The sequence below is a fragment of the Halopseudomonas yangmingensis genome, assembly GCF_900114825.1.
In the GTDB taxonomy this organism is placed as follows: domain Bacteria; phylum Pseudomonadota; class Gammaproteobacteria; order Pseudomonadales; family Pseudomonadaceae; genus Halopseudomonas; species Halopseudomonas yangmingensis.
In genome coordinates this window covers 1-20,989 of the sequence record NZ_FOUI01000021.1, presented here as the reverse complement: position 1 = coordinate 20,989, position 20,989 = coordinate 1, and the positions used below count along the sequence as shown (strand labels likewise).

The 20,989-nt window shown below is 58.5% G+C and carries 20 protein-coding genes; 4 read left to right on the top strand and 16 right to left on the bottom strand.

What is annotated here, in order from left to right:
• Nucleotides 1-99: 99 nt before the first annotated feature.
• The 13 genes from cas2e to BMZ23_RS14020 form a co-directional block, all read right to left on the bottom strand.
• A complete protein-coding gene (gene cas2e, locus BMZ23_RS14080; RefSeq protein ID WP_093478799.1) occupies nucleotides 100-399 on the bottom strand; it encodes a type I-E CRISPR-associated endoribonuclease Cas2e in 300 nt (99 codons plus the stop codon).
• On the bottom strand, nucleotides 399-1,328 hold the full coding sequence (gene cas1e / locus BMZ23_RS14075; protein ID WP_218143618.1) for a type I-E CRISPR-associated endonuclease Cas1e: 930 nt from the start codon (nucleotides 1,326-1,328) through the stop codon (nucleotides 399-401). The genes cas2e and cas1e overlap by 1 nt, the downstream gene beginning before the upstream one ends.
• Before the next feature lie 2 nt (nucleotides 1,329-1,330).
• Nucleotides 1,331-2,158, bottom strand: a complete 828-nt coding sequence (locus tag BMZ23_RS14070) for a KilA-N domain-containing protein (RefSeq protein WP_093478796.1) — start codon at nucleotides 2,156-2,158, stop codon at nucleotides 1,331-1,333.
• A gap of 36 nt (nucleotides 2,159-2,194) precedes the next feature.
• Nucleotides 2,195-2,857, bottom strand: a complete 663-nt coding sequence (gene cas6e, locus BMZ23_RS14065) for a type I-E CRISPR-associated protein Cas6/Cse3/CasE (RefSeq protein ID WP_093478793.1) — start codon at nucleotides 2,855-2,857, stop codon at nucleotides 2,195-2,197.
• A complete protein-coding gene (cas5e, locus tag BMZ23_RS14060) occupies nucleotides 2,854-3,621 on the bottom strand; it encodes a type I-E CRISPR-associated protein Cas5/CasD (protein ID WP_093478790.1) in 768 nt (255 codons plus the stop codon). The genes cas6e and cas5e overlap by 4 nt, the downstream gene beginning before the upstream one ends.
• A gap of 3 nt (nucleotides 3,622-3,624) precedes the next feature.
• Nucleotides 3,625-4,659, bottom strand: a complete 1,035-nt coding sequence (gene cas7e, locus BMZ23_RS14055; RefSeq protein ID WP_093478787.1) for a type I-E CRISPR-associated protein Cas7/Cse4/CasC — start codon at nucleotides 4,657-4,659, stop codon at nucleotides 3,625-3,627.
• Nucleotides 4,656-5,297 carry a type I-E CRISPR-associated protein Cse2/CasB gene (casB, locus tag BMZ23_RS14050; RefSeq protein WP_093478784.1) on the bottom strand — a complete coding sequence of 214 codons (642 nt, stop codon included), beginning with the start codon at nucleotides 5,295-5,297 and terminating at the stop codon, nucleotides 4,656-4,658. Before casB ends, cas7e begins: the two co-directional genes overlap by 4 nt.
• A complete protein-coding gene (gene casA, locus BMZ23_RS14045; protein WP_093478781.1) occupies nucleotides 5,294-6,847 on the bottom strand; it encodes a type I-E CRISPR-associated protein Cse1/CasA in 1,554 nt (517 codons plus the stop codon). The genes casB and casA overlap by 4 nt, the downstream gene beginning before the upstream one ends.
• Nucleotides 6,848-6,894: 47 nt before the next feature.
• On the bottom strand, nucleotides 6,895-9,627 hold the full coding sequence (locus BMZ23_RS14040; protein ID WP_093478778.1) for a CRISPR-associated helicase/endonuclease Cas3: 2,733 nt from the start codon (nucleotides 9,625-9,627) through the stop codon (nucleotides 6,895-6,897).
• 484 nt (nucleotides 9,628-10,111) lie between these two features.
• A complete protein-coding gene (gene moaE, locus BMZ23_RS14035) occupies nucleotides 10,112-10,564 on the bottom strand; it encodes a molybdopterin synthase catalytic subunit MoaE (protein ID WP_093478775.1) in 453 nt (150 codons plus the stop codon).
• Nucleotide 10,565: 1 nt separating this feature from the next.
• The gene (gene moaD / locus BMZ23_RS14030) at nucleotides 10,566-10,814 is read right to left on the bottom strand and encodes a molybdopterin converting factor subunit 1 (protein ID WP_093478772.1); all 249 of its coding nucleotides are present in this window, start codon (nucleotides 10,812-10,814) and stop codon (nucleotides 10,566-10,568) included.
• Nucleotides 10,814-11,287 carry a cyclic pyranopterin monophosphate synthase MoaC gene (gene moaC, locus BMZ23_RS14025; RefSeq protein WP_093478769.1) on the bottom strand — a complete coding sequence of 158 codons (474 nt, stop codon included), beginning with the start codon at nucleotides 11,285-11,287 and terminating at the stop codon, nucleotides 10,814-10,816. Before moaC ends, moaD begins: the two co-directional genes overlap by 1 nt.
• A 220-nt stretch (nucleotides 11,288-11,507) precedes the next feature.
• Nucleotides 11,508-12,764, bottom strand: a complete 1,257-nt coding sequence (locus BMZ23_RS14020; protein ID WP_093478766.1) for an acyl-CoA dehydrogenase family protein — start codon at nucleotides 12,762-12,764, stop codon at nucleotides 11,508-11,510.
• Between the two features lie 331 nt (nucleotides 12,765-13,095).
• Here BMZ23_RS14020 and ahpC point away from each other — a divergent pair, with 331 nt between their 5' ends.
• Together ahpC and ahpF are read left to right on the top strand one after the other, a co-directional pair.
• The gene (ahpC, locus tag BMZ23_RS14015; RefSeq protein WP_093478763.1) at nucleotides 13,096-13,659 is read left to right on the top strand and encodes an alkyl hydroperoxide reductase subunit C; all 564 of its coding nucleotides are present in this window, start codon (nucleotides 13,096-13,098) and stop codon (nucleotides 13,657-13,659) included.
• 102 nt (nucleotides 13,660-13,761) lie between these two features.
• A complete protein-coding gene (gene ahpF, locus BMZ23_RS14010) occupies nucleotides 13,762-15,312 on the top strand; it encodes an alkyl hydroperoxide reductase subunit F (RefSeq protein WP_093478760.1) in 1,551 nt (516 codons plus the stop codon).
• A gap of 53 nt (nucleotides 15,313-15,365) precedes the next feature.
• Here ahpF and BMZ23_RS14005 read toward each other — a convergent pair whose 3' ends face one another.
• Nucleotides 15,366-16,601 carry an HD-GYP domain-containing protein gene (locus tag BMZ23_RS14005; RefSeq protein ID WP_093478757.1) on the bottom strand — a complete coding sequence of 412 codons (1,236 nt, stop codon included), beginning with the start codon at nucleotides 16,599-16,601 and terminating at the stop codon, nucleotides 15,366-15,368.
• Nucleotides 16,602-16,825: 224 nt separating this feature from the next.
• On the opposite strand from BMZ23_RS14005, the gene BMZ23_RS14000 reads away from it, so the two are divergent.
• Both BMZ23_RS14000 and BMZ23_RS13995 read left to right on the top strand, forming a co-directional pair.
• On the top strand, nucleotides 16,826-18,484 hold the full coding sequence (locus BMZ23_RS14000; protein WP_093478754.1) for a methyl-accepting chemotaxis protein: 1,659 nt from the start codon (nucleotides 16,826-16,828) through the stop codon (nucleotides 18,482-18,484).
• 140 nt (nucleotides 18,485-18,624) lie between these two features.
• Nucleotides 18,625-20,340 carry a methyl-accepting chemotaxis protein gene (locus BMZ23_RS13995; RefSeq protein WP_143069604.1) on the top strand — a complete coding sequence of 572 codons (1,716 nt, stop codon included), beginning with the start codon at nucleotides 18,625-18,627 and terminating at the stop codon, nucleotides 20,338-20,340.
• Here the strand turns inward: BMZ23_RS13995 and BMZ23_RS15085 are convergent.
• Nucleotides 20,322-20,705 carry a transposase gene (locus BMZ23_RS15085; protein WP_218143615.1) on the bottom strand — a complete coding sequence of 128 codons (384 nt, stop codon included), beginning with the start codon at nucleotides 20,703-20,705 and terminating at the stop codon, nucleotides 20,322-20,324. The genes BMZ23_RS13995 and BMZ23_RS15085 overlap by 19 nt on opposite strands.
• A gap of 35 nt (nucleotides 20,706-20,740) precedes the next feature.
• Nucleotides 20,741-20,989 (bottom strand): hypothetical protein (locus BMZ23_RS15080; protein WP_218143614.1); only part of this gene is annotated, 249 nt, incomplete at its 5' end.

The window sequence follows — 20,989 nt, the reverse complement described above, 5'->3', positions numbered from 1 at the left end:
TTTGGCGGTTCATCCCCGCGGACGCGGGGAACGCACTTAGAGTAACTGATTGTTCCTTAAAGGAAAAATCAGCACCTATTTTTCTACCAGTTTTTCTTGTTAAAGATCACTGCTTTCCTGAGGCTGGAAAGCGACCAAATACAGACCGTCAAACTCAACTGGCAGGCGTCGATTTGGTCCTAGCGTTTGAAACTCGTAGCCAGATTCATGATTACTCGCCCAAGCCATGACCACATTGCCATCTTCATGGCCTTCGCTTAGCTGCTGCCAGATCATTTCGCGGGTACGTCTGGAAACATTGCCGATATACACACCTGCGCGAACTTCCAGCAGCCAAATGGCCATTCGGCCACGCAGGCGTGGCGGCACGTTCTCTGTGACTACAACCAGAAAGCTCATTACTGCGACCGGTGCCCGGCATCGCCAAGGCTTTCTGGATTAGGTATAGCGGGAGGGACGGACTCAGGCGGTGCTTCTGGGGTTGAAATACCGCCTGAAGCCAATACGTCTTCAATGGTTGGAATAATTTTCCCCAGAATTTTGCTGGTGCGAAAAAGATCCCTGCAAGCCAGTCTCACCTCACGCTCTGGTTGCATCGTGGCCTTGGCGGCAATACGAAAAGCCAGTGGCACGACCGTTTCGAATTTGAACAGGTCTGCAATGTCATAGACGAAGGACAGGGGTTTGCCAGTATGGATGAAGCCAACAGCGGGAGCATAACCTGCCGCTAGAACGGCAGCCTCAGTAATGCCGTACAAGCACGATGTTGCTGCGGATAGACAGCGATTCGGAACGTCTGCAACATCCCACTGCTGGCGGTCATAGTTGCGCGAACGCCAATCCACACCATATTGCCGGGCCAGCAGCTTATAGGTTTCGCGGACCCTGGCTCCCTCAATGCCTCGCAATTGCTCAACACTACGTCTGGCTGGAGCAGGCTCGCCAAAACGCACTTCGTACATTTTGCGTACCACTTTCAACCGGAGGTCATCGTCCAGTGCCAGTTTGGCTTGGTATAACAAGCGATCTGCACGGGCACCGCCCGGCTGACCGCTGGCGTACAAGCGCACGCCGGACTCACCCACCCAGACCAGCAAGGTGCCGACAGTCGAGGCCAAATGCACGGCTGCATGGGATACCCGTGTGCCGGGTTCCAACATGATGCACGCAACCGAGCCAACCGGGATATGCATGCGTACGCCGTTTTTGTCGATCACGACGAAGGCGCCATCCAGCACATCAATCTGACCATACTGGACGAAGATCATGGAGACCCGATCCTTCATGGGCAAAGGCTTCAGTGGCGGTAGCAGTGTATTGCCGGCCATGCCTAGCCCTCTTGGTCTGGCGATCGGAGCAAGTCCGGGGTCTTGTCCTGCAGTATGCGCATTTGCCGGATAGCCAATTCGTTAAGCCTTGCCAACCGTTCGTGCTGAGCTACACCCTGCTCTATAAAGTGGGCGTTCATGCTTTCGAGGTTGGCCAGACAAACCAGTTGATGAACATTGGCATGATCGCGGATATTGCCTTTCAGCGCGGAATTGCCCTCGCGCCACTCCTTGGCGGTCACGCCAAACAACGCCATATTCAGCAGATCAGCCTCGCTGGCATAGACGCGACTGATCTGCTGGGCAGTCAGGGTATCCGGTATCAAATTTTCGCGAATGGCATCGGTATGTATCAGGTAGTTCACCTTGGCCAGATTGCGCCGGATATCCCAGCCCAACTGCCGATACTCCTGCTCCTTGAGCCGTTGAAATTCCTTGATCAGGTAAAGCTTGAACTCAACCGAAATCCAGCTGGCAAATTCGGACGCGATATCTTTCTGGGCGTAAGTTCCGCCATAGCGGCCAGCCTTGGATTTCAGACCAATCGCATTGGTCTTCTCAATCCATTGCTTGGGGGTCAAGGTGAAGCTATTAAGGCCAGCCTGTTTTTTAAAGTCATCGAATTCGATGACTTTAAAATCGGGGTTATGGATTTGCTCCCAAACCCCCAGGAACTCGATGGTGTTACGGTTACGTAACCAATTACCGAGTATAGCCCCGGTTCGCTCCGCATTCTTGTAACGCGCAATATCGGTAATACAGATGTATTCAACACCGTCCCTGGTATCGGTACTGATGTCCTGCTCCAGAACACTCAATTTCGCTTTCATCTTGTGCTCTCCTTCCCTGTGTTGAGCCATATCGCTTCAGTCCACACGTTTGACCAGCAACAGCCCACAGCCAAAGCCCTTGCTGTGTCCAACCCCGTCGAGCAGTGCCCGGCGCAATTGTTCAGGGTCTGTAACCTGGGCAATGCCCTGATAATCAAACGTGGAAAAAGCGATGTGTTTACCCTTACGCTTCAACCGCTGCTGGCGATAACCGTTTTGCATAAGACTGTCAGCACGCAAATCCAGTCCCCAGCGTTCTACCCTGTCTTGTAGCCATTCCCTGCCTGCTGCTTCCAGCCGCTCAGGTAGTGCCGATTTTTCTGTGCTGGCAAGCTGCTTGGCGTGCATCAGCACATCATGACGCTGTGATCGGCCATTCTCCCGGCGCACGCTGACGGTGGGATTGGCACGCAGATCGAACCGCACCCAATCACCCTCGGCCAACTCAGGCGAATAGGCTTTGCTCTGGATATGGAATAACCCCGCATCGGCCTGTGGTGGTCGTGCTGAAACCACATAGAAGCTTTTTTCATCTTCAAGACGGCGAAAGACAAAGTCACGCGCAGCGCCATCGCCCGGGAACAGACGCCAGATCAACGCATGATCCCTGTAGGCTTCACCATGGCGCGACAAGTCACGCAGCCAGGCATCGTGACGCGGACTGCCGAGCAGCCTAACAAGCGAGAAATAATGGCTCATGACTGCCCTCCATCATTCAGGGCCACCCACTCGCGGCGCGGTGCAAATTGCCAGCGGCGACGGGAGAGTGGCTGATCGTGTCGTTGGGCCTCAAAGCTCGGCGCCATGCCTGCAGTCATCCCGTCTTCCCAATAGTATCGCGCGGCACCGGGACGCAGTGCCTGTTGGTCCTGTCGACTTGGCCAGGCTTGCTCGGGCTGATAGCGATCCAGCAAACCCAGCAAGGAAGGCAACTCCAGATTGTCGAATACTTCACGCACACTGCTGGCGGCAAGAATTTTGGGGGCCAGCGGCAAGGCAAGCGGGCAGGATTTGCGCCCCAGATACAGGGTAAAGTGCGGCTTGCGCAGCGCTTCGGCCAGGGAGACCAAATCCACCGGCGCACCGGGCAAGGCTTCCACAGCAATCAATGCGAGGCTGTCACAGCGGTATTCACGGGTCGACAGAATGGTATCGACTTTGTCGGCAGCCAATTCCTGACGACGTGAGCGAAACTGAAACTTGCGCGGCGGCACGCCTACCTGAACCGTGTGATAGTCACGCAAGGGCGAGCCCACACATTCCAGCTTGATCGCAAAGCGGTAACCGTCCGCAAGCGCCTGCTGAGCGGCATCATCATGCCGCTCAATACCCAGCGCTGCGCCCAGCAAGCCGAGCAGCGCCGAGCGCGAGGGTTGTACCGCCGAGTGTCGCGATTCGCCCACTGCAATCTCGCCCCAGCTGGCCAGAGGGCCATAGAGTCGCAGCAGTAGATAGTCAGTCATGGCTTACTCCGCGGCGACAAAATCAAGCAGGTCGGCCACTGACCCTTCACCCGTCAGCACATTGAACTGGCAGCGGCTTTCGGCGCAGGCTCCATAGACCTTGTCCATGTTGTCGCGCACCTGTTGCAAAGCAGCAACGGCATCACCGGCATAGTCTGTGCCGGCCACCGGTTTGACGAAGGCCAGTGACAGAGAGCGCGGCTGATCAGTGCCTTTCTCGGCCAGCGCAAAGTGGGCGAAAGCCCGGCTGGCGAAGCTGTTTTGCTTGCCGCTGGGCCCCACCTTGAGCGCCGCTTCAGTCAGAGCCCGCATTGCCTTTTGAGTCAGCACTTCATCGCCCCCCAGATTCCGTTTCAGCAGATCGCGGTCGATGCAGATGTACTGGTAGAACACTGCAGCGGCGAAACCGGATTCACCGATATGCGCAGCGCCAGGATCATTGCGGTTGAGATCGTCAACTGCGGTGAAGTAGTCATCCTCAATAGCCGATGCGTGCACGCCGATGGCATGAGCTACCTGCACTGCGGCCTCGCCGTTGAACTGTGTTTTGGAGGCCAGCATACGACCAAACATGGCGATATCCACCGCTGTCTGGTGGTGCAGCAGGGTATCCAACTCCTCATCAGTTGGGCCGCGTTTTTCCTCGGCAAGGGTGGCCACCAGTTGATCCAGCGAAGCACGCTCTTCAGGCGCGATATGAACCAACTGCTCGATTTCCAGTGGATTATCCTTTTTCGCAGCCCCGTAAACCTTGGCGATTTGTCCAGCCCACTCACGCGCCTGCTTCTCAGTCACGCCAGCCCCCAGCAGGGCCTCAAAAGCCTCAACCCCCAGGCGTTTTGTGCGTGTACCAATAGTCCCAGCCAGATGCTGCTGAAACAGTTCCGAGGTACGCCAGGCGCGTTTGAGGCTTTGCGAGGACACACGCAAGCGTTCAACACCACCGAGACGCGCGGTTTTCGGGTTGCCCAGATCATCACGGTTAAGATTGGCTGGCGGGTAGGACGTCAGTAGGTGCAATTGCACAAAACGAGTCATTTGGACATCTCCTTGTTGAATTCAGGTTCTTTGGCAGCTGCCCGGTCCCGGGCGCTCAAATAGTAGTCATAGGCCCAATGAAATTTGACCCCGTTGCTCGCCTGAGCAGCAGACTGGCCCTGGTCTATCTGCCAGCTCAGCAGGTCATCAGCCAGACGTGCCACATCGGTCTTGCCCCCGGCCAGTTGCAACGCTCGACGCCAATGCAGGAAAAGCTCCTGCATCGCCGTGCCGCGCAGCATGGCCCTGAAACGCAGTTCGCTCATCGGTGGGCGCTCGGCATCAGCAGCCTGCCCGAGATGTATGGCGAGACTTTTGCCATCACGCCGGTCATCTTTGACGTTAGCCAGCACCCCGGCCACCCAAGCCATGCGCTCGTAGCTCAACGAATTATCAGGCAGCGGGCCTCGCTCACCATTGAGTGCAACCAACCGGTGTGCCAGCAGCAGGGTAGCCGCTTGGGCAAGCAACTCATCGGCATCGGCGCAGCGGCGCAGTTGTGCCCGCTCACCCCGCCCCATGGCAGTCAGCTCGCCGGGTATGGGTTCATCACCCTCGGCGCGGGGCTGCAAGGCGCGCCACCAGTCGCGCACCCAGCGCTGCTGGGCCTCGTTCAATCTGGGCTTTCTCGGCTTCATGCCTGCTCCTTGAGATATTGATTAACGATTGTCCACAGCGGCTTTTGTGCCTTGCCCGTATTCAGCTCTTTGGCCAGATCAGCTCGGGCCTTGACCACACGTTGCATGTCCATATCTTCCAGCGGACCGCTCAGCACCCAGTGGTCAAACAGACTTAGCACCAGACGACGCGTGGCCTGCAGCCAGGCTCTGTAGATCGGTGCCAACTCGGCCTCGCTGTCAAAATCGAGCTTGCTGAGCCGCTCCAACACCTGATAAAAGGCCGTCTCAGAGCTCTGCCAAAAACTTTGTGTCACGGCAGGCTCCTGACCGGCATCGCCCGGCCGGCGAAACCAGGCCGCTTTGACCTGTTTGTGCAGAACGGAGGCCATGTCATTGGCCGAATCCAGCACCGGCTTGACGCTGCGGGTAAACTTCCGCTGAACGTCAGGTGCCACGCCGTGTACCGGCAACAGACTGTCGTACCAGCACAGCGCTTTCATGTTCGACATATCGAAACCGAAACACCACAAGCGCACGTTCAGGTTGCGCGGTTTGGCATTGAAGTAGCGGACAACCTGCGCGGCATCCGGCTGGTGATCTTCATTGCCCAGCACCAGGCCCAACCAGTCACGGTAGCCACGCCCGGCCTGTCGCCCCTTGATCGAGAGCGGCGGCTTTTCTCCTTTCGAGTCCAGACTGTAGGGTGTCAGCGGGTGAGTCCATGTCCCGGTGTAGTTGGTGCCACCATGGCGGGTACGGTAATGACGGATACGCTTTACATTCTGGGCACCGCATACCGCGCAATCCCCCTGATCCAAGGTGGCTGCATCCAGGCGAATGCGCCGCGGCATGCTCCAGTACGCCTGCAAGGGGTGCACAGACTCCGGCGGCGTACCCTGACCCTGCTTGTCATCGCTGGTGCGGGTTGCTGCCAGCCAGGGCAATACGTCGCTGAGCATCTTGATCGGCGGGTGATCGAGTGCATCAAGGGGCAAGACGTTGAGCCAGAGTTTTTCCCAGAGCGTCGCGTTCTGTTCGGTTGGCACCAGCAAGGTCGTCAACGGCCCACCACCACGCAGCGAGGTCCGAATGCCTCGCCCGCCAGAGGGCGCGTTCAACTGCATGGTGAGCAACGCCTGGGTAAAGCAGCTCTCGCACATGCCGTGCTCAACCGCCGGTTTGTTGAAATACTGATTGCTCGATGAGCCGGCATCAATCAACAGCTCCAGCACCGGCAGTTGATTGACGTCATCGGGCAAGGTCAGGTCCTGCATAAAGGCAGGCCCTGAATTTTCCAGCAAGAAGGCGTCGCGGTAGGGCTCGAAAGCCTCTGCCAGGTCATCAGCGGTAGGTGGGTTGGCATAGCGATCACGCCACTCCTGAATATCCTCTGGCGCGTAGGCGGTTTGCAGCAACCCGATCAGAAACTGATAGAGCGCACCACGGAAGTCGGGGCGTGGCGCAACCAGCTCTAAACAGTCTTCTAGCCCTATCTGCCCAATAGCTATCGGCTTCAGCGTGCCATCACGATGGCGGCACTGCAGCCAGGTATCACTTAACAAATCCATGAGCGGTCCTCATCCATTTCACACCTTCATGTCCAGGCAACAGATCCTCACCAACTCAGCCCCTGTTGCCTGTCATAACGCATATCCAGCACCCGTCCTTTTTCATCCAGCACCTTGCCGACCAGAGCGTTTCCTGATGCCACCAATGGCAAGATAAAGGCAGGCTCTTCCAGCAGCCGATAGCAGTTACGCAATTGTTCCAGTGGCGCGGCAAACTGTTGCTGCCAGTCCGGTGCCAGCTCGCGGGCACGATGGGCGGCAATACGTACAGCGGACTCTTCCCAGGGATAGGCTGCATCGGCGCACAGTGGCTGCAACTCACCATCGGCCCACAGCGCCAGATACAGCGTCCGGGTTTCATCGCCAAGGCGCGTCGGCACGACATGGTCTTCATACCAGCGGGCACTGCTGTCAATGCAGTAGCCCTTGTCCAGGCGCAGGCCGTTGAAATGAGCCTGACTCTGCATGGCCATATCTTTTCCTAGCTGGTCTTGACTGGCTTTTTTCAGTGCATCCGGCACATCGTCAACTTCACTGCCATACACCGCTTCGACCAGTTCTCGCACAGCGCCGGTCTGCCCCTGTTCACCCGGTGTCACAATACAGCCCGCTTGCAACAATGCCCGCGCGCCCAGCCAGAGCCGACCTGCATCCGGGTAGACATAGCAGGCCTTGGGAAACAAACCGGCGTACCAGTCCGCTGGCGGATTCTCGACTGGCTCCGGGGTCAACAGGTACAACACTGGGGGTTCGCGCCGCTCGACCGCATCAACAGCCAGGTCACCGCCGGCCTGCCGCGCATGGCGCTGCAACCGTCCTGCACGCTGAATCAGCAAATCAACCGGCGCCAGATCAGAGACCATCAGATCGACATCAAAATCCAGGCTCTGCTCCAGCACCTGGGTGCCCACCAGCACCTGCCCGGCACGCACCTGTCCGGTCGAAGACTTGCCAAAACGGGCCAGCACCTGTGCCTCGATATCCAGCCGATGGCCCATGGCGAAGCGGCTGTGGAAGAGTATCCGCTGCTCTTCCGGCAGATGCTCAGCCAGCAACTGACTGGCCCGACGCGCATCGTCAACGGTGTTGCGAATCCAGCAGACGCAGCGACCGGCCCTGGCTTGGGCAACTATCAGCTCCACCACGGACGCCTCATCGTGCAACGGACGTACAGACACACTTCGTCGCAGTTGCGGGCGCGTTTCGCAGGCGTGGCTGTTCAGGAATTTGCCGGCCTGTGTAGCCAGCGGATAGCGCCGATCATCAACAACCGTCTCAGCCGTTACGCCAAGCCCGAATCGATAGGCCGCCAGCAGTTCTTCGCGGGTCGCCAATGGCAAGGTGGCCGAGAGCAGTATCACGCTGCCACCTTGCCGGGCATGCGCAATCAGCAGGGTTTTCAGTACGGTCATCATGTAAGGGTCGTAGGCGTGCACCTCATCCACCAGCAACACCTTGCCCGCCAGCCCCAGCAGGCGCAGGGACTGATGCCTGGCCGGCAGTACGGCAAGCAGGGCCTGATCCAGCGTACCCACCCCAACCTCAGCCAATAACGCTTTCTTGCGGTTGTCCGCCAGCCAGGCATTGCACTGAACACTGGCCGAGCCCTCGTCGGACTGATAACGGCAATCCTCCGCCTGTTCAGCATTTTGCAGAATACTTTGCCTGAAGCCCTCAATAAGCTGACGCGCACCGTGGGACAATATCAATGACGGTTTTGCCTGAGGTTCATAGAGCCGGCGATACACCCCTCCAACCCGTTGATACATCTGATTCGCTGTCGCCATGCTGGGCAGGGCGAAATACAGGCCATGGGCCAGATTGGCTTGCATCAGCCGCTGTGCCAGTATCAATGCCGCTTCGGTTTTGCCGGCCCCGGTCACATCTTCCAGTAGAAAAAGTTGCGGCCCCTGTTCCAGCGGCACTGTGGCTGCATAGGCCTGCAAAGGCGTCGGTTCGCGTAGGTAATCAAACAACTCCAGCGGCTTGGGCCAGGGTCGCAGCGGCTGCCACCCCAAGCCGGATGCGCTGACCGCATACGTAGCCTGCTGCCGGGCCAACGCCCAGTATTCCGGCAATGGCATCGGAGTGCTGCGATAGGGAAAATAACCCTGATTCGAACCCAACCAGTCGGCCAATACCGCCAACCCGGCCAGGCGCCAGGCATGCCGCCTGAGTATCTTCAACTGCTCGCGACCAGGCACCGGCAAATCGGCCGGGAGCATCCAGCCAGCCAGCGTGTGCACAAACTCACGGGCCGCGAGCCGATCGGCACGCAGGAAAAAATCAGTGAGCTCCAGCGCGGTCAGGCCGCCATCGGCCACCTCTTCCGGCGGTTTGCCATGATGACCGACCACGCTGCGCACCCATACGGCCCAGAACTCGTGCTCAGGCTGCGGTAGATTGTCTATGGGGTCGTCAGCGGCAAGATCCTGCGACCAAAGCAGCCAACCCAGCGTATCGTGTCGCCGGTCGTAGCGTTTGCCGGGTTCAGCCGGAACCAAATCCGGCGAAAGATCGGGTACCAGCCCCTGGAAGGCTCGGGCGAACTTGCCCAGATCATGCAGTGTGAGGAAAAAGGTGAACAACGACTCGACTTGAGGTTGTGTCCAACCCAGCTCTTCGGCCAAAGGCTTGAGCGAAAAAGACGGCAGGGCGGTCAGCGCCTGGCCGCAGGCAGCCACATCGAGGGAATGATAAGCAAGCAGGTGATACGCCGGTCCCTGCCCTGCCAAAGGCGACGCCTTACCCCAATATGCAAAGCAGTTTATTTCAGTCATTGCATCCACATCCCTGTCTGACCTTCAGAGATGTAGCAGCTGCCCAGCCTTTCCACAAGCAATCCCTCGTCAAAAGCACTGCAACAGATTGTCGCAGCCATTGCGACAATGTATGTCGCACGTGGAAAGCAGGTAAAAATGCCGAAATACTTTTTTCAGCGCAAAAAAAAGGGGCGGGATAACCCGCCCACTCTTCAGTCCATTTAGCTGTCCATTGCCCAGTCATCCTGACTCAACATCCTGGTAAATCCCTGGCCCAACTCCCTGTCGAGCAGCACATCCCTTGCGCTTGGGTGTGATATTAGCGGCTACGAAAAAGCATTCAACCCCACCCAAGCGGGTGACACAAAACTAATGGATATTGTTTTATTGATATATTTCAATCAGTTACCAATTAGCAGCCATGAAAAACCTCTGGCAACCCACAGCACGTGACGACATTCGCTTACAGCAGCTGTAGGATATCTCTTACAGAGACGACACCCTATTCTTGCCAGCGATCAGCCGCCGCACGGTCAGTATCCCGCGCATCCACCCAGCGTGGGCCCTGCCCGGTGTCTTCCTTCTTCCAGAACGGCGCACGGGTTTTCAGGTAATCGATAATGAAATGGCAGGCTTCAAAGGCCGCCTGGCGGTGCGCCGAGGCCACCCCGACAAACACGATGGGCTCACCCGGCTCCAACCGTCCGACCCGGTGCAGCACCTCGGCACGCAGCAGCGGCCAGCGCTGGTTGGCCTCGTCGATAATCTTTTGCAGGGCCTTCTCGGTCATGCCGGGGTAATGCTCCAGCAGCATGCCGGCAACCTCCTCGCCATCATTGAAGTCGCGCACATAACCAACGAATCCGACCACCCCACCGACCCCGAGTCGCTCGCCATGCAAGGCGTTGAGCAGGGCGCCGGGGTCAAAGCAGGCTGTTTGTACCGTCACACCCATATCAGCCTCCAGTCACCGGCGGGAAGAAGGCAATCTCGTCGCCATCCGCCAGCGGCTCATCCAGCCCGACCATTTCCTGGTTGCGTGCGCACATCAGTCTGGTCTCATCCAGCACCGCCCAAGCGCCGCCGCGCTGCAGCAGGTGGCGACGCAGGTCGTCGATAGAGTTCCAGCCGGACTCCAGCGCCAGTTGTTCCTGATCCAGCCCGAGCGCCTCACGGTAACGGGCAAAGTATTGCAGGGTCAGCATCAGGCCTCCTCGGCGCGGTAATCGCCGCTCTTGCCGCCGGACTTTTCCAGCAGGCGGGTGGCTTCAATCTGCATGCCCTTGTCGACCGCCTTGCACATGTCATAGATGGTCAGTGCCGCAACGCTGGCAGCGGTCAGGGCTTCCATTTCCACCCCGGTCTGGCCGGCCAGCCGGCAACGCGCAGTGATGCACACCTGATCCGGTGGCAGCGCCTGCAGCTCGACCTTGACGCTGGTCAGCAGCAGCGGGTGGCACAGCGGAATCAGTTCGTGGGTACGCTTGGCGGCCTGGATACCGGCGATGCGGGCGACGGCAAACACGTCGCCCTTGGGGTGGCCACCGGACTGGATCATATCGAGGGTTTCCGGGCGCATGCGCACCCGACTTTCGGCAACGGCTTCGCGGGCGGTGACGGCCTTTTCGGTAACGTCGACCATGTTGGCACGGCCCTGGGCGTCCAGATGGGTCAGCATGGGAATTCCTGTCAGTGAGTCAGGCCCCTACTCTACCCAAATACGCCGCCCTCGGCAGTACCCGTCATGGGGTACTGTGAGTCACTGATTGGCTGGCAAACGCGACAGCGGGTGACCTGTTGTGGACCGTCGATGCCCTGGACGGGCATCGCCGAGCTTACATGGATGTATTTACAGCGTGTCCACAACAGGTCACCCGCTATCGCGTCCTCACGGATCCCTAACGCCGCAATACATCCGGCGGTGTCAGGTAAGCGCTGCTCTGGCCATGCAGTTCCTTGCGCTCATCAATCTCGATGCGCGCCACGCTGCGCAGGTGCACCTCATCCGGGCCATCGGCGATGCGCAGCGCCCGGGCGCCAGTCCACAGATCGGCCAGCGGGGTGTCCGGGGTCAGGCCCATGGCGCCGAAGATCTGCATGGCGCGATCGACCACATTCGACAGCATGCCCGGTACCACCGCCTTGATCATGGCGATTTCCTTGCGGGCCTTGCGCGCGCCCACCGCGTCGATCATCCAGGCGGCCTTCAGCACCAGCAAACGCGCCTGTTCGATTTCCATGCGCGAACGGGCAATCCATTCGGCGATGCTGCCGTGCTGGTGCAGGTAGCGGCCAAAGGTCTTGCGCTCCTGCGAACGATCAATCATCAGCTCCAGCGCCAGCTCGGCCATACCGATGGCGCGCATGCAGTGGTGAATGCGCCCCGGTCCAAGGCGCGCCTGGGCCATCATAAAGCCGTCACCCTCGTTGCCCAGCAGGTTGCCTACCGGCACCCGCACATTGCGCAGCAGCAGTTCACTGTGGCCCTCGGGGGTGACGTGATTCATCACCGGAATGTTGCGCAGCACTTCCACGCCGGGTGTATCCATCGGCACGATAATCATGCTTTGCTGACGGTGCGATTCGGCATCCGGGTCGGTTTTGCCCATCACGATCAGGAAGGCACAGTCCGGGTGCGAGGCGTTGGTGATAAACCATTTGCGGCCATTGATCACATAGTGATCGCCATCACGGCGAATCAGCGTCTGAATATTAGTGGCATCCGACGACGGCACATCCGGCTCGCTCATGGCAAAGGCCGAGCGGATCTCGCCATGCAGCAGCGGCTTGAGCCAGTGCTGGTACTGCTCGGGCGTGGCGAACAGGTGCAGCAGCTCCATGTTGCCGGTGTCCGGGGCGTTGCAGTTGAACACTTCCGAGGCCCAGTGCACGCGGCCCATGATCTCCGCCAGTGGCGCATATTCCAGATTGCTCAGCCCCTCGCCCGGCTCGTCCTCGCGCAATGACGGCAGGAACAGGTTCCACAGGCCCTCCTCACGCGCCAGCGCCTTCAGGTCATCCATAAAAGACACCGGATACTGCCCGGCCTGCACCTCGCGCTGCCACTCGGGAATGCGCGGCACTATGTACTCATCCATAAAGAAGCGCACACGCTGGCGCATTTCCTCGGTTTTCGGGCTGTAGGCAAAATCCACGGGATACCTCCGGGAGACAGAAATCGGCTGTGATGAAGATAGCCTATGCCTGCCGGGCAGCGCCGAACATCTTGCTTCAGCGGCTGAATCGCTCCGATTCACCCAGCCAATGGAGAAATTGACATCAATCAATTATTCTCGTCGCGGCTTGCATTTTACCCGGCAGGCCCCACTACAGAGACTTCGGATGAGCGCGCTGGCAAAACCGGCACAGATAGCCAAAATCTATCCAACAGCAAGAACTTTTCAATTTTGCTTATTGAAAAATTGCATCTATCATCCCCGTTGTCTTGAACACACCCCTCAATCATTCAAGGATAAGGAGCTTTCAATGTCCGTAATCAACACCAAGGTCAAGCCGTTCACCGCCCAGGCTTTCAAGGACGGCAAGTTCATCACCGTGAGCGACAGCGATCTGGCCGGCAAGTGGGCCGTGTTCTTCTTTTACCCTGCCGACTTCACCTTCGTCTGTCCGACCGAACTCGGCGACGTGGCTGACCACTATGCTGAATTCCAGAAGATGGGCGTAGAGATCTACTCGGTATCCACCGACACCCACTTCACCCACAAGGCGTGGCACGACAGCTCCGAGACCATCGGCAAGATCAAGTACACCATGATCGGCGACCCGACCATGCAGATCAGCCGCAACTTCGAAGTACTGCGTGAAGATCAGGGCCTGGCCAACCGCGGCACCTTCATTGTTGACCCGGAAGGCGTCATCCAGGCCGTGGAAATCACTGCGGAAGGTATCGGCCGTGACGCCAGCGACCTGCTGCGCAAGGTCAAGGCTGCCCAGTACGTTGCAGCCCACCCGGGTGAAGTCTGCCCGGCCAAGTGGAAAGAAGGCGAAGCCACTCTGGCTCCTTCGCTGGACCTGGTCGGCAAGATCTGATCCCGACCCGCTAACCCGGCCCGTTGCAGCGCTGCTGGCGCTGCTCCCGGCGGGCCGGGTTTTTCATGCCTGAATTTCAGCTTTTATCGAGGGACACGCCACATGTTGGACGCCAATCTCAAGAAACAACTGGACACGTACCTGCAACACATCGTCAAGCCGATCGAGATCAGCGTGTCCGTTGATGACAGCCCCAAGGGCAAGGAACTGCACGACCTTGCCGTTGAAATTGCCGAAATGTCGCACAAGATCGGTCTGGTATCTGCGAATAACCCGCGCACCCCGAGCATGTCGATCGGCCCGGCTGATGAAAAGCCGCGCATCACCTTTGCCGGTCTGCCAATGGGTCACGAGTTCACCTCGCTGGTGCTGGCGCTGCTGCAATCCGGCGGGCACCCGTCGAAGGCCGACCCGGCGCTGCTGGAGCAAGTGCGCAAGCTCGAAGGTCACTTCCACTTCGAGACCTATATCTCGCTGTCCTGCCAGAACTGCCCGGATGTAGTGCAGGCGCTGAACCTGATGGCCACGCTGAATCCGAACATCAGTCATGTGATGGTGGATGGTGCACTGTTCCAGAACGAAGTAGAAGAACGCCAGATCATGGCGGTGCCGAGCGTGTACCTGAATGGCGAACCCTTTGGCCAGGGCCGTATGAGCCTTGAGGAAATCGTTGCCAAGGTCGACACCGGCGCGTCCTCACGCAAGGCCGAGGAGCTTAACCAAAAGGCGCCCTACGACGTGCTGATCGTCGGTGGCGGCCCGGCGGGTGCGGCAGCGGCCATTTATGCCGCGCGCAAGGGCATCCGTACCGGTCTGGTGGCCGAGCGCTTTGGCGGTCAGGTGATGGATACCGTGGGTATCGAGAACTTTATTTCGGTGCCCTACACCGAGGGTCCGAAACTGGTCGCTCACCTGGAACAGCACGTCAAGGAATACGACGTCGAGGTGATCACCAACCAAAAGGCCAGCAGCCTGGCCACTGATGAGCTGATCCGTATCGGCCTGGAAAGCGGTGCCACCCTGTCGGCACGCAGCGTGATCCTGGCCACCGGTGCGCGCTGGCGCGAAATGAACGTGCCCGGCGAGCAGGAATACCGTGGCAAGGGCGTGGCCTATTGCCCGCACTGCGACGGCCCGCTGTTCAAGGGCAAACGCGTGGCGGTGATTGGTGGCGGCAACTCGGGTATCGAGGCGGCTATCGATCTGGCCGGCATCGTTGAGCACGTCACCGTGCTGGAGTTCGCCGATAGCCTGCGCGCCGATGAAGTACTACAGCGCAAGGCTCGCTCGATGGGCAACATCGAGATCATCATGAATGCACAAACCACCAAGGTACGCGGCGATGGCAGCAAGGTGGTGGGCCTGAGCTATACCGACCGGGTCAGCGGCGACAGCCAGGACCTGGATGTGGCCGGTATCTTTGTGCAGATTGGTCTGATCCCCAACGCCGAATGGCTGAAGGATTCCGACCTTAACCTGACCCGCTTTGGCGAGATCGAGATCGACAGTCGCGGCGCCACCAATATCCCCGGTGTGTTTGCCGCCGGTGATGTGACCACGGTGCCGTTCAAGCAGATTATCATCGCCATGGGCGCTGGCTCCACCGCGGCATTGGGCGCCTTTGACCACCTGATCCGCAGTTCGGCCGAGTAATCACGGCACGTGCCAAAAGCCCTGCACAACCTGGTTGTGTGGGGCTTTTTTGCCTATCCCGGCAACCAGAGCTTTTCCAGATTACGGATATTCCAATTCTCCGGTTGCTCGCGGCCAACAATCCGATCAGCACAGCCATCCTGGGCAAGATCCAGTTGCCACACCGGTATTTTTTGCCGCAACCGTATCGAGTAAAAAACGCTGACCACCGGCTTGAGCAAGGCCGCCGGATTTTGTTCCACCACAACAGCCAGTTGCTCCGACCCTAGCCGCACCAGCGAGCCTACCGGATAGATGCCAAGCATGGCCACAAACTGCTGCAGCAATCCCGGATCAAAGTGTCCCTTCCAGGCCGCCATGCGGCTGAGTGAAACCGCCGGATCCCAGCCGGTCTTGTAAGGGCGGTTGGAAGTGATGGCATCATAGACATCGCAAATGGCCCCCATACGTGACAGCAGGCTGATCCCGTCTCCCGGCAAGGCCTCCGGATAACCGCTTGCATCCATCTTCTCGTGATGGTGCAGACAGACGTCCAACACCTCCTCCGGCACACCCGGCCACGATCGCAGCAACTCCCAGCCCTGTCGCGGATGCTGGCGCATCACGCCGTATTCCTCATCGGTCAGCTTGCCCGGCTTGTTGAGGATGACATCGGGTGTCAGCGCTTTGCCCATATCGTGCAACAGACCGGCCAGACCGGCCATGCGCACTGTATGTTCATCACAGCCATGCTGGCGCGCCAGACCTATCATCAGCGCCGCAACCGCTACCGAATGCAAATAGGTGTACTCATCCTTGCCTTTGATCCGCGCCACGCTGACCAGGGCATGAGCGTTACGGGTTACCGAAGTGGACATCTCGTCAATCAGGTCATGCAGGCCTTCAACCTCCATGGTCCGGCCAAGCCGGGCATCCTGGAACATCTGCACCACGGCACGTTTGCCCTTGGCAAATACCTGGCGTGCACGCTGCAGCTCGTCCTGAAGGCCAATAACACCAGCCGCCTGTTCAGCAGCTACTACGGACTGTTCAGACTCATCCTCAGCAAAGTCTGCTATTCCGGCTCTGGAGGAGGCGTCTTGCTTTTCATCTGCACCAACCACATCCAATCCGCGCGTAAGATCAATCACCAGTTCACGTATGCTGCTGGTCAGAATTCTTTGCAATGTCTGCTCGTCATCAACCAGCATCCGGCTACTCCAGAACGGATGTTCCAGCCATGAACCGTTGAAACTGTGAACATACATTCCAATCCGTAGCTGCTCTCGGCGAATGGTTTTGAAACGCATGCAAAACCTCTGGACAGAAGGTCACTCGGAGGGGGTGGGACTAACGCCGAAGCAAATGATATCATTCGGACATCAAGGATAGTAAATCTTGACGTCGGTCAATATCATGCCGCTGCAACAGCGGAATACTGCCTCCGACAAAGCCTAACAATAATCCCATTCCAGTCGAACCCGGCACACCCTCAAGTGTTGCCATTTCTTTCCATGCATCCGGGAATCCCTAAATGCTGCAACTGTTGTATACGATGACAATCAAGACCCGACTCATTCTGCTCGCATCGGCACTGGTCTTCATGATGATTGGAGCAGGTTTGATTGGGTTGGCGGGCATGCAAGGCAATAATCAGGCATTGCAAAGGGTTTATAACGAATCCCTGGTGCCCACCGGACTCATTAGCGAGATCATCAACCTCATGGGTGAAAACCGTGCCCAGTTGCTGCTTTCGCTGCAGCATGATCCGCAAAGCCACCATTTCAATCTGCATGACCACCCGCTGGATGTCCATGTCCAGCGCATTGAGCAGAACGCCCGTGCGATTGACCAGCTCTGGCGGCAACTGCTGGCTGTTGAAATGACCGCCGAGGAGCGCCAACTTGCCTCGCAGTTGCAACAGGAGCGCAACCACTACGTCCAAAACGGCTTGCGCCCGGTTATCAATGAAATGCAGTCAGGTCGCTTCATTGAAGGCAACCGGCTGCTGCTTACCCAGGCCGAACCGGCATTGCGCAGCGCCAAGACAACCGCAGACAAGCTGCTCGAGGTTTATCTTGCCGGAGCCATGCATGAATACGAGGAAGCAGAACGTACCTTTAGTGCCACCCGCCTGCTGATGGTCGGACTGGTTCTTGTCGGGATACTGGTTGCCGCTGCTTCGTCATGGGTCACAATCCATGGCATCAACCGCAGCGTACGCAACCTTCAAGAGGCCAGCAGCGCCATGGCCAACGGTGACCTTCAAATCGAAGTCAACAACCCCGGCGCCGACGAGTTGGCACAGATAGGCCACACCTTCAACAGCATGGCCAGAAGCATCCGTCAAAGCATGCAGCAGGTGGCCAGTGCCACCGGCCAATTGGCTGCCGCCTCGGAGGAAACCTCTGCCATCAGCGTACAAACCGGCAGTGGTGTCCGCCAACAGCAGGCAGAAACCGACCAAGTGGCCACCGCCATGCAAGAAATGACCGCCACCGTCATGGAAGTTGCCCGCAATGCAAGCGGTGCAGCCGCAGCCGCGTATGAAGCAGACCGTCAGGCACGCGAAGGTCGCGAAGTGCTGGCACAGAGCATTCAGGCAATCGAATTACTGGCCGAAGAAGTAGAACGGGCTTCGGGTGTCATCGAACAACTGGAGCAGGATAGCGATGCCATCAGTGGCGTATTGACGGTCATCCGCGCCATTGCCGATCAAACCAACCTGCTGGCACTGAACGCTGCTATCGAGGCGGCGCGCGCCGGTGAGCAGGGCCGGGGCTTTGCCGTCGTAGCCGACGAGGTACGCACACTCGCCTCGCGCACCCAGGACTCCACCAGCGAAATCCAGCAAATGATCGAAAAGCTGCAGGCCGGTGCCGGCCAGGCTGTTAACGTGATGCAGCGCAGTTGCGAGCAGGCACGCAGTGGCCTGACTCAGGTATCCACTGCGGGTAACAGGTTGCAAAGTATTACTGCGGCGGTCACCACCATCAACGACATGAACACACAAATTGCCTCAGCAGCAGAACAGCAAAGCGCGGTCGCTGATGAAATCAACCGCAATCTGATCTCTGTCAGTGAGATCGCACTCCAGACCAGCGAGGCCGCCCAGCAAAGTGCCTCGACCAGTGAGGAACTGGCTCGGCTGGCCAGCGACCTGCAACAGGTTGTAGCCCGATTTCGTTGCTGATCGATAACGGCTGAGGGTCTACACTGTGCACAGGGTCTTGCGCCCTGTACAGGCCCCTTTCAGCCACTGTCAGCGAGAACACCAGCACGCCCATACGCCTAGGCTTCAGCCAGAAAATTCTTCTAGCAGCGGCATTGGTGGTGATCACCGCCTTTGCCGGCTTCACCACCTACAACGACTACCTCCAGCGCAAGAACCTGCAGGACAGCCTCCAGCCCTATCTGAACGATGCCGGCAGTCTGACTGCCAGCAATATCAGTAACTGGTTGTCCGGTCGTATCCTGCTGCTGGAAAATCTGGCAAACACACTACAGCAACGCCCGACGCATCAATATCTGGATGAGCTCAACAGTCCAGCCTTGCGCAGTACTTTCGAATTCAGTTACCTGGGCAGCGCGCAGGGTGAATTCTTTATTAGCCCACCAACTGATCTGCCGGACGACTACGACCCTCGCACCCGCCCCTGGTTCAGCGAGGCGCAACGCCAGCGCAACACCGTATTGACCCAACCCTACATGGATGCCTCAACCGGGCAGCTGGTCATGACCATTGCCACGCCTTCGGCAGCCGACGTGGTTGCAGCTGATCTGAGTCTGGCAACGCTTTCCGGCATCATCAATGCGCTCGACTTCAACGGCATGGGCTATGCCTTTATGCTCAACGAAGAGGGCCGGATACTGATCCACCCCGAGCAGGCACTGCAAATGAAGACACTGGCGGAGCTCTACCCCGGCAGCGACCTGCGCCTCAGCCGGAATCTTTACAGCGCAACCCTTGATGGCGAGCCGCGACTGCTGACGTTCATTCCCATTGAAGGCCTGCCCGGCACACGCTGGTTTGTCGGGCTCTCGGTCAGTGAGGCGAAAGCCTATGCCAGCCTCAGGCAATTCCGTCTGTCGGCACTGGTTGCCACCCTGGCAGCTCTGACAGTCATCATGCTGCTGTTGAGCTTGCTGATTCGCCTTCTGCTCAAGCCTCTGCGCAGCCTGGGGCAGACCATGGACGACATTGCCCAGGGTGAAGGTGACCTGACCCGGCGCTTGCCGGTGCTCAGCCAGGATGAATTTGGCCGACTGGCACAGGCATTCAACCTCTTTGTCGAACGCATCCAGCGGTCACTGACTCAGGTATCAGCCACCACCACCGAGCTTAACGAAGTTACCCTGCGCGTTCTGGATGCCTCCAACGCCAATATGGCAAGTTCCGACGAGCAGTCCGCCCGCACCAACAGCGTGGCCGCCGCGATCAACGAGCTTGGTGCTGCCGCCCAGGAAATTGCCCGCAATGCCGGCGATGCCTCCCTTCAGGCTGGCGCCGCCCGAGAACGTGCCGACCAGGGCAGTCAGGTCGTTGAAAAAACCGTTACCGCCATGCAACAACTCTCGGCAAAGCTTGCGGTAACCGGTGAAAATATTCTGACCCTGAATCACAGCAGCGAGGAAATCGGCCGCATTCTCGACGTGATCCAGGGCATCTCGGAGCAGACCAACCTGCTGGCCCTCAATGCAGCCATTGAAGCCGCCCGCGCCGGCGAGGCAGGACGCGGCTTTGCCGTGGTCGCTGACGAGGTAAGGAATCTCGCCCATCGCACACAAAGTTCAGCGCGGGAAATTCACGGCATGATCGAAGAGTTGCGCAGCGTTGCGCAATCCGCAGTCAGCGATATGGAAGAAAGTAGCCGGCTGAGCCAGCATGGCGTAGACGTTGCCAATACCGCAGGCACACAACTACAACAGATTACAGATGCCGTCGGTGAGATCGACAACATGAACCAGTCGGTGGCTACCGCCACGGAAGAGCAAACCAGCGTGATCGAGAATGTGAATGCTCCCCCTCATCATGCTGCGCATAGATGAGGGGCTTCCTGCTCTCGCTGCCAAAGCGTTGAGAGCGTGACCGGCATTCTCGGTTTGCCGGGGGAGCTTTTGTCCTCCGGCAACTGCCCGTCCTTGCGGCGGGTCAGTTTGAGTTTCCAGGCCCAGTAGCGGGCTGCGATGTTGTAGCTGGCATTGAGGTCGCAGTTGTACTGCTTGCCTGTGCTGAAGGTGGCCAGCTCGTAGTGCTTGGCGTCACGCTTGAGTTTCCCTGAGCCGTCGAATGCCCAGGATGAAGTGCCCCGCGCATAGACATACTCGACTCGGCCACCAGTCTCGGCAAACTTCGCCTCGATCAGTGTTGCCAGCCGCCGATGTAGCCAGCCGTGGAAGCGCTGGCGCAGCATCGAGCGCTTGGCGCCGGCCTTGGGCCTCCAGCCTTTCAGGTTCTCCAGCCTTTCAGGTTCTCCAGCACGATCACATCCGCCCCATGCGCCAATGCGTACTGCACCAGATGCTTTGAGGTGAGCTGTGCAATCTGCTCATTGATGTGTCGCGCCTTGCGGTGCAATCCAGCGCAAAACCCCTTGGAGAGCTTGGCCGTTTTGCGGGCTTTGCGGCGTATCAGCAGGCCGCGTTTATTGCGGCGGTCTATGTCCGCAGCCGGATGAAAAAACCTCCGGGCTACGAC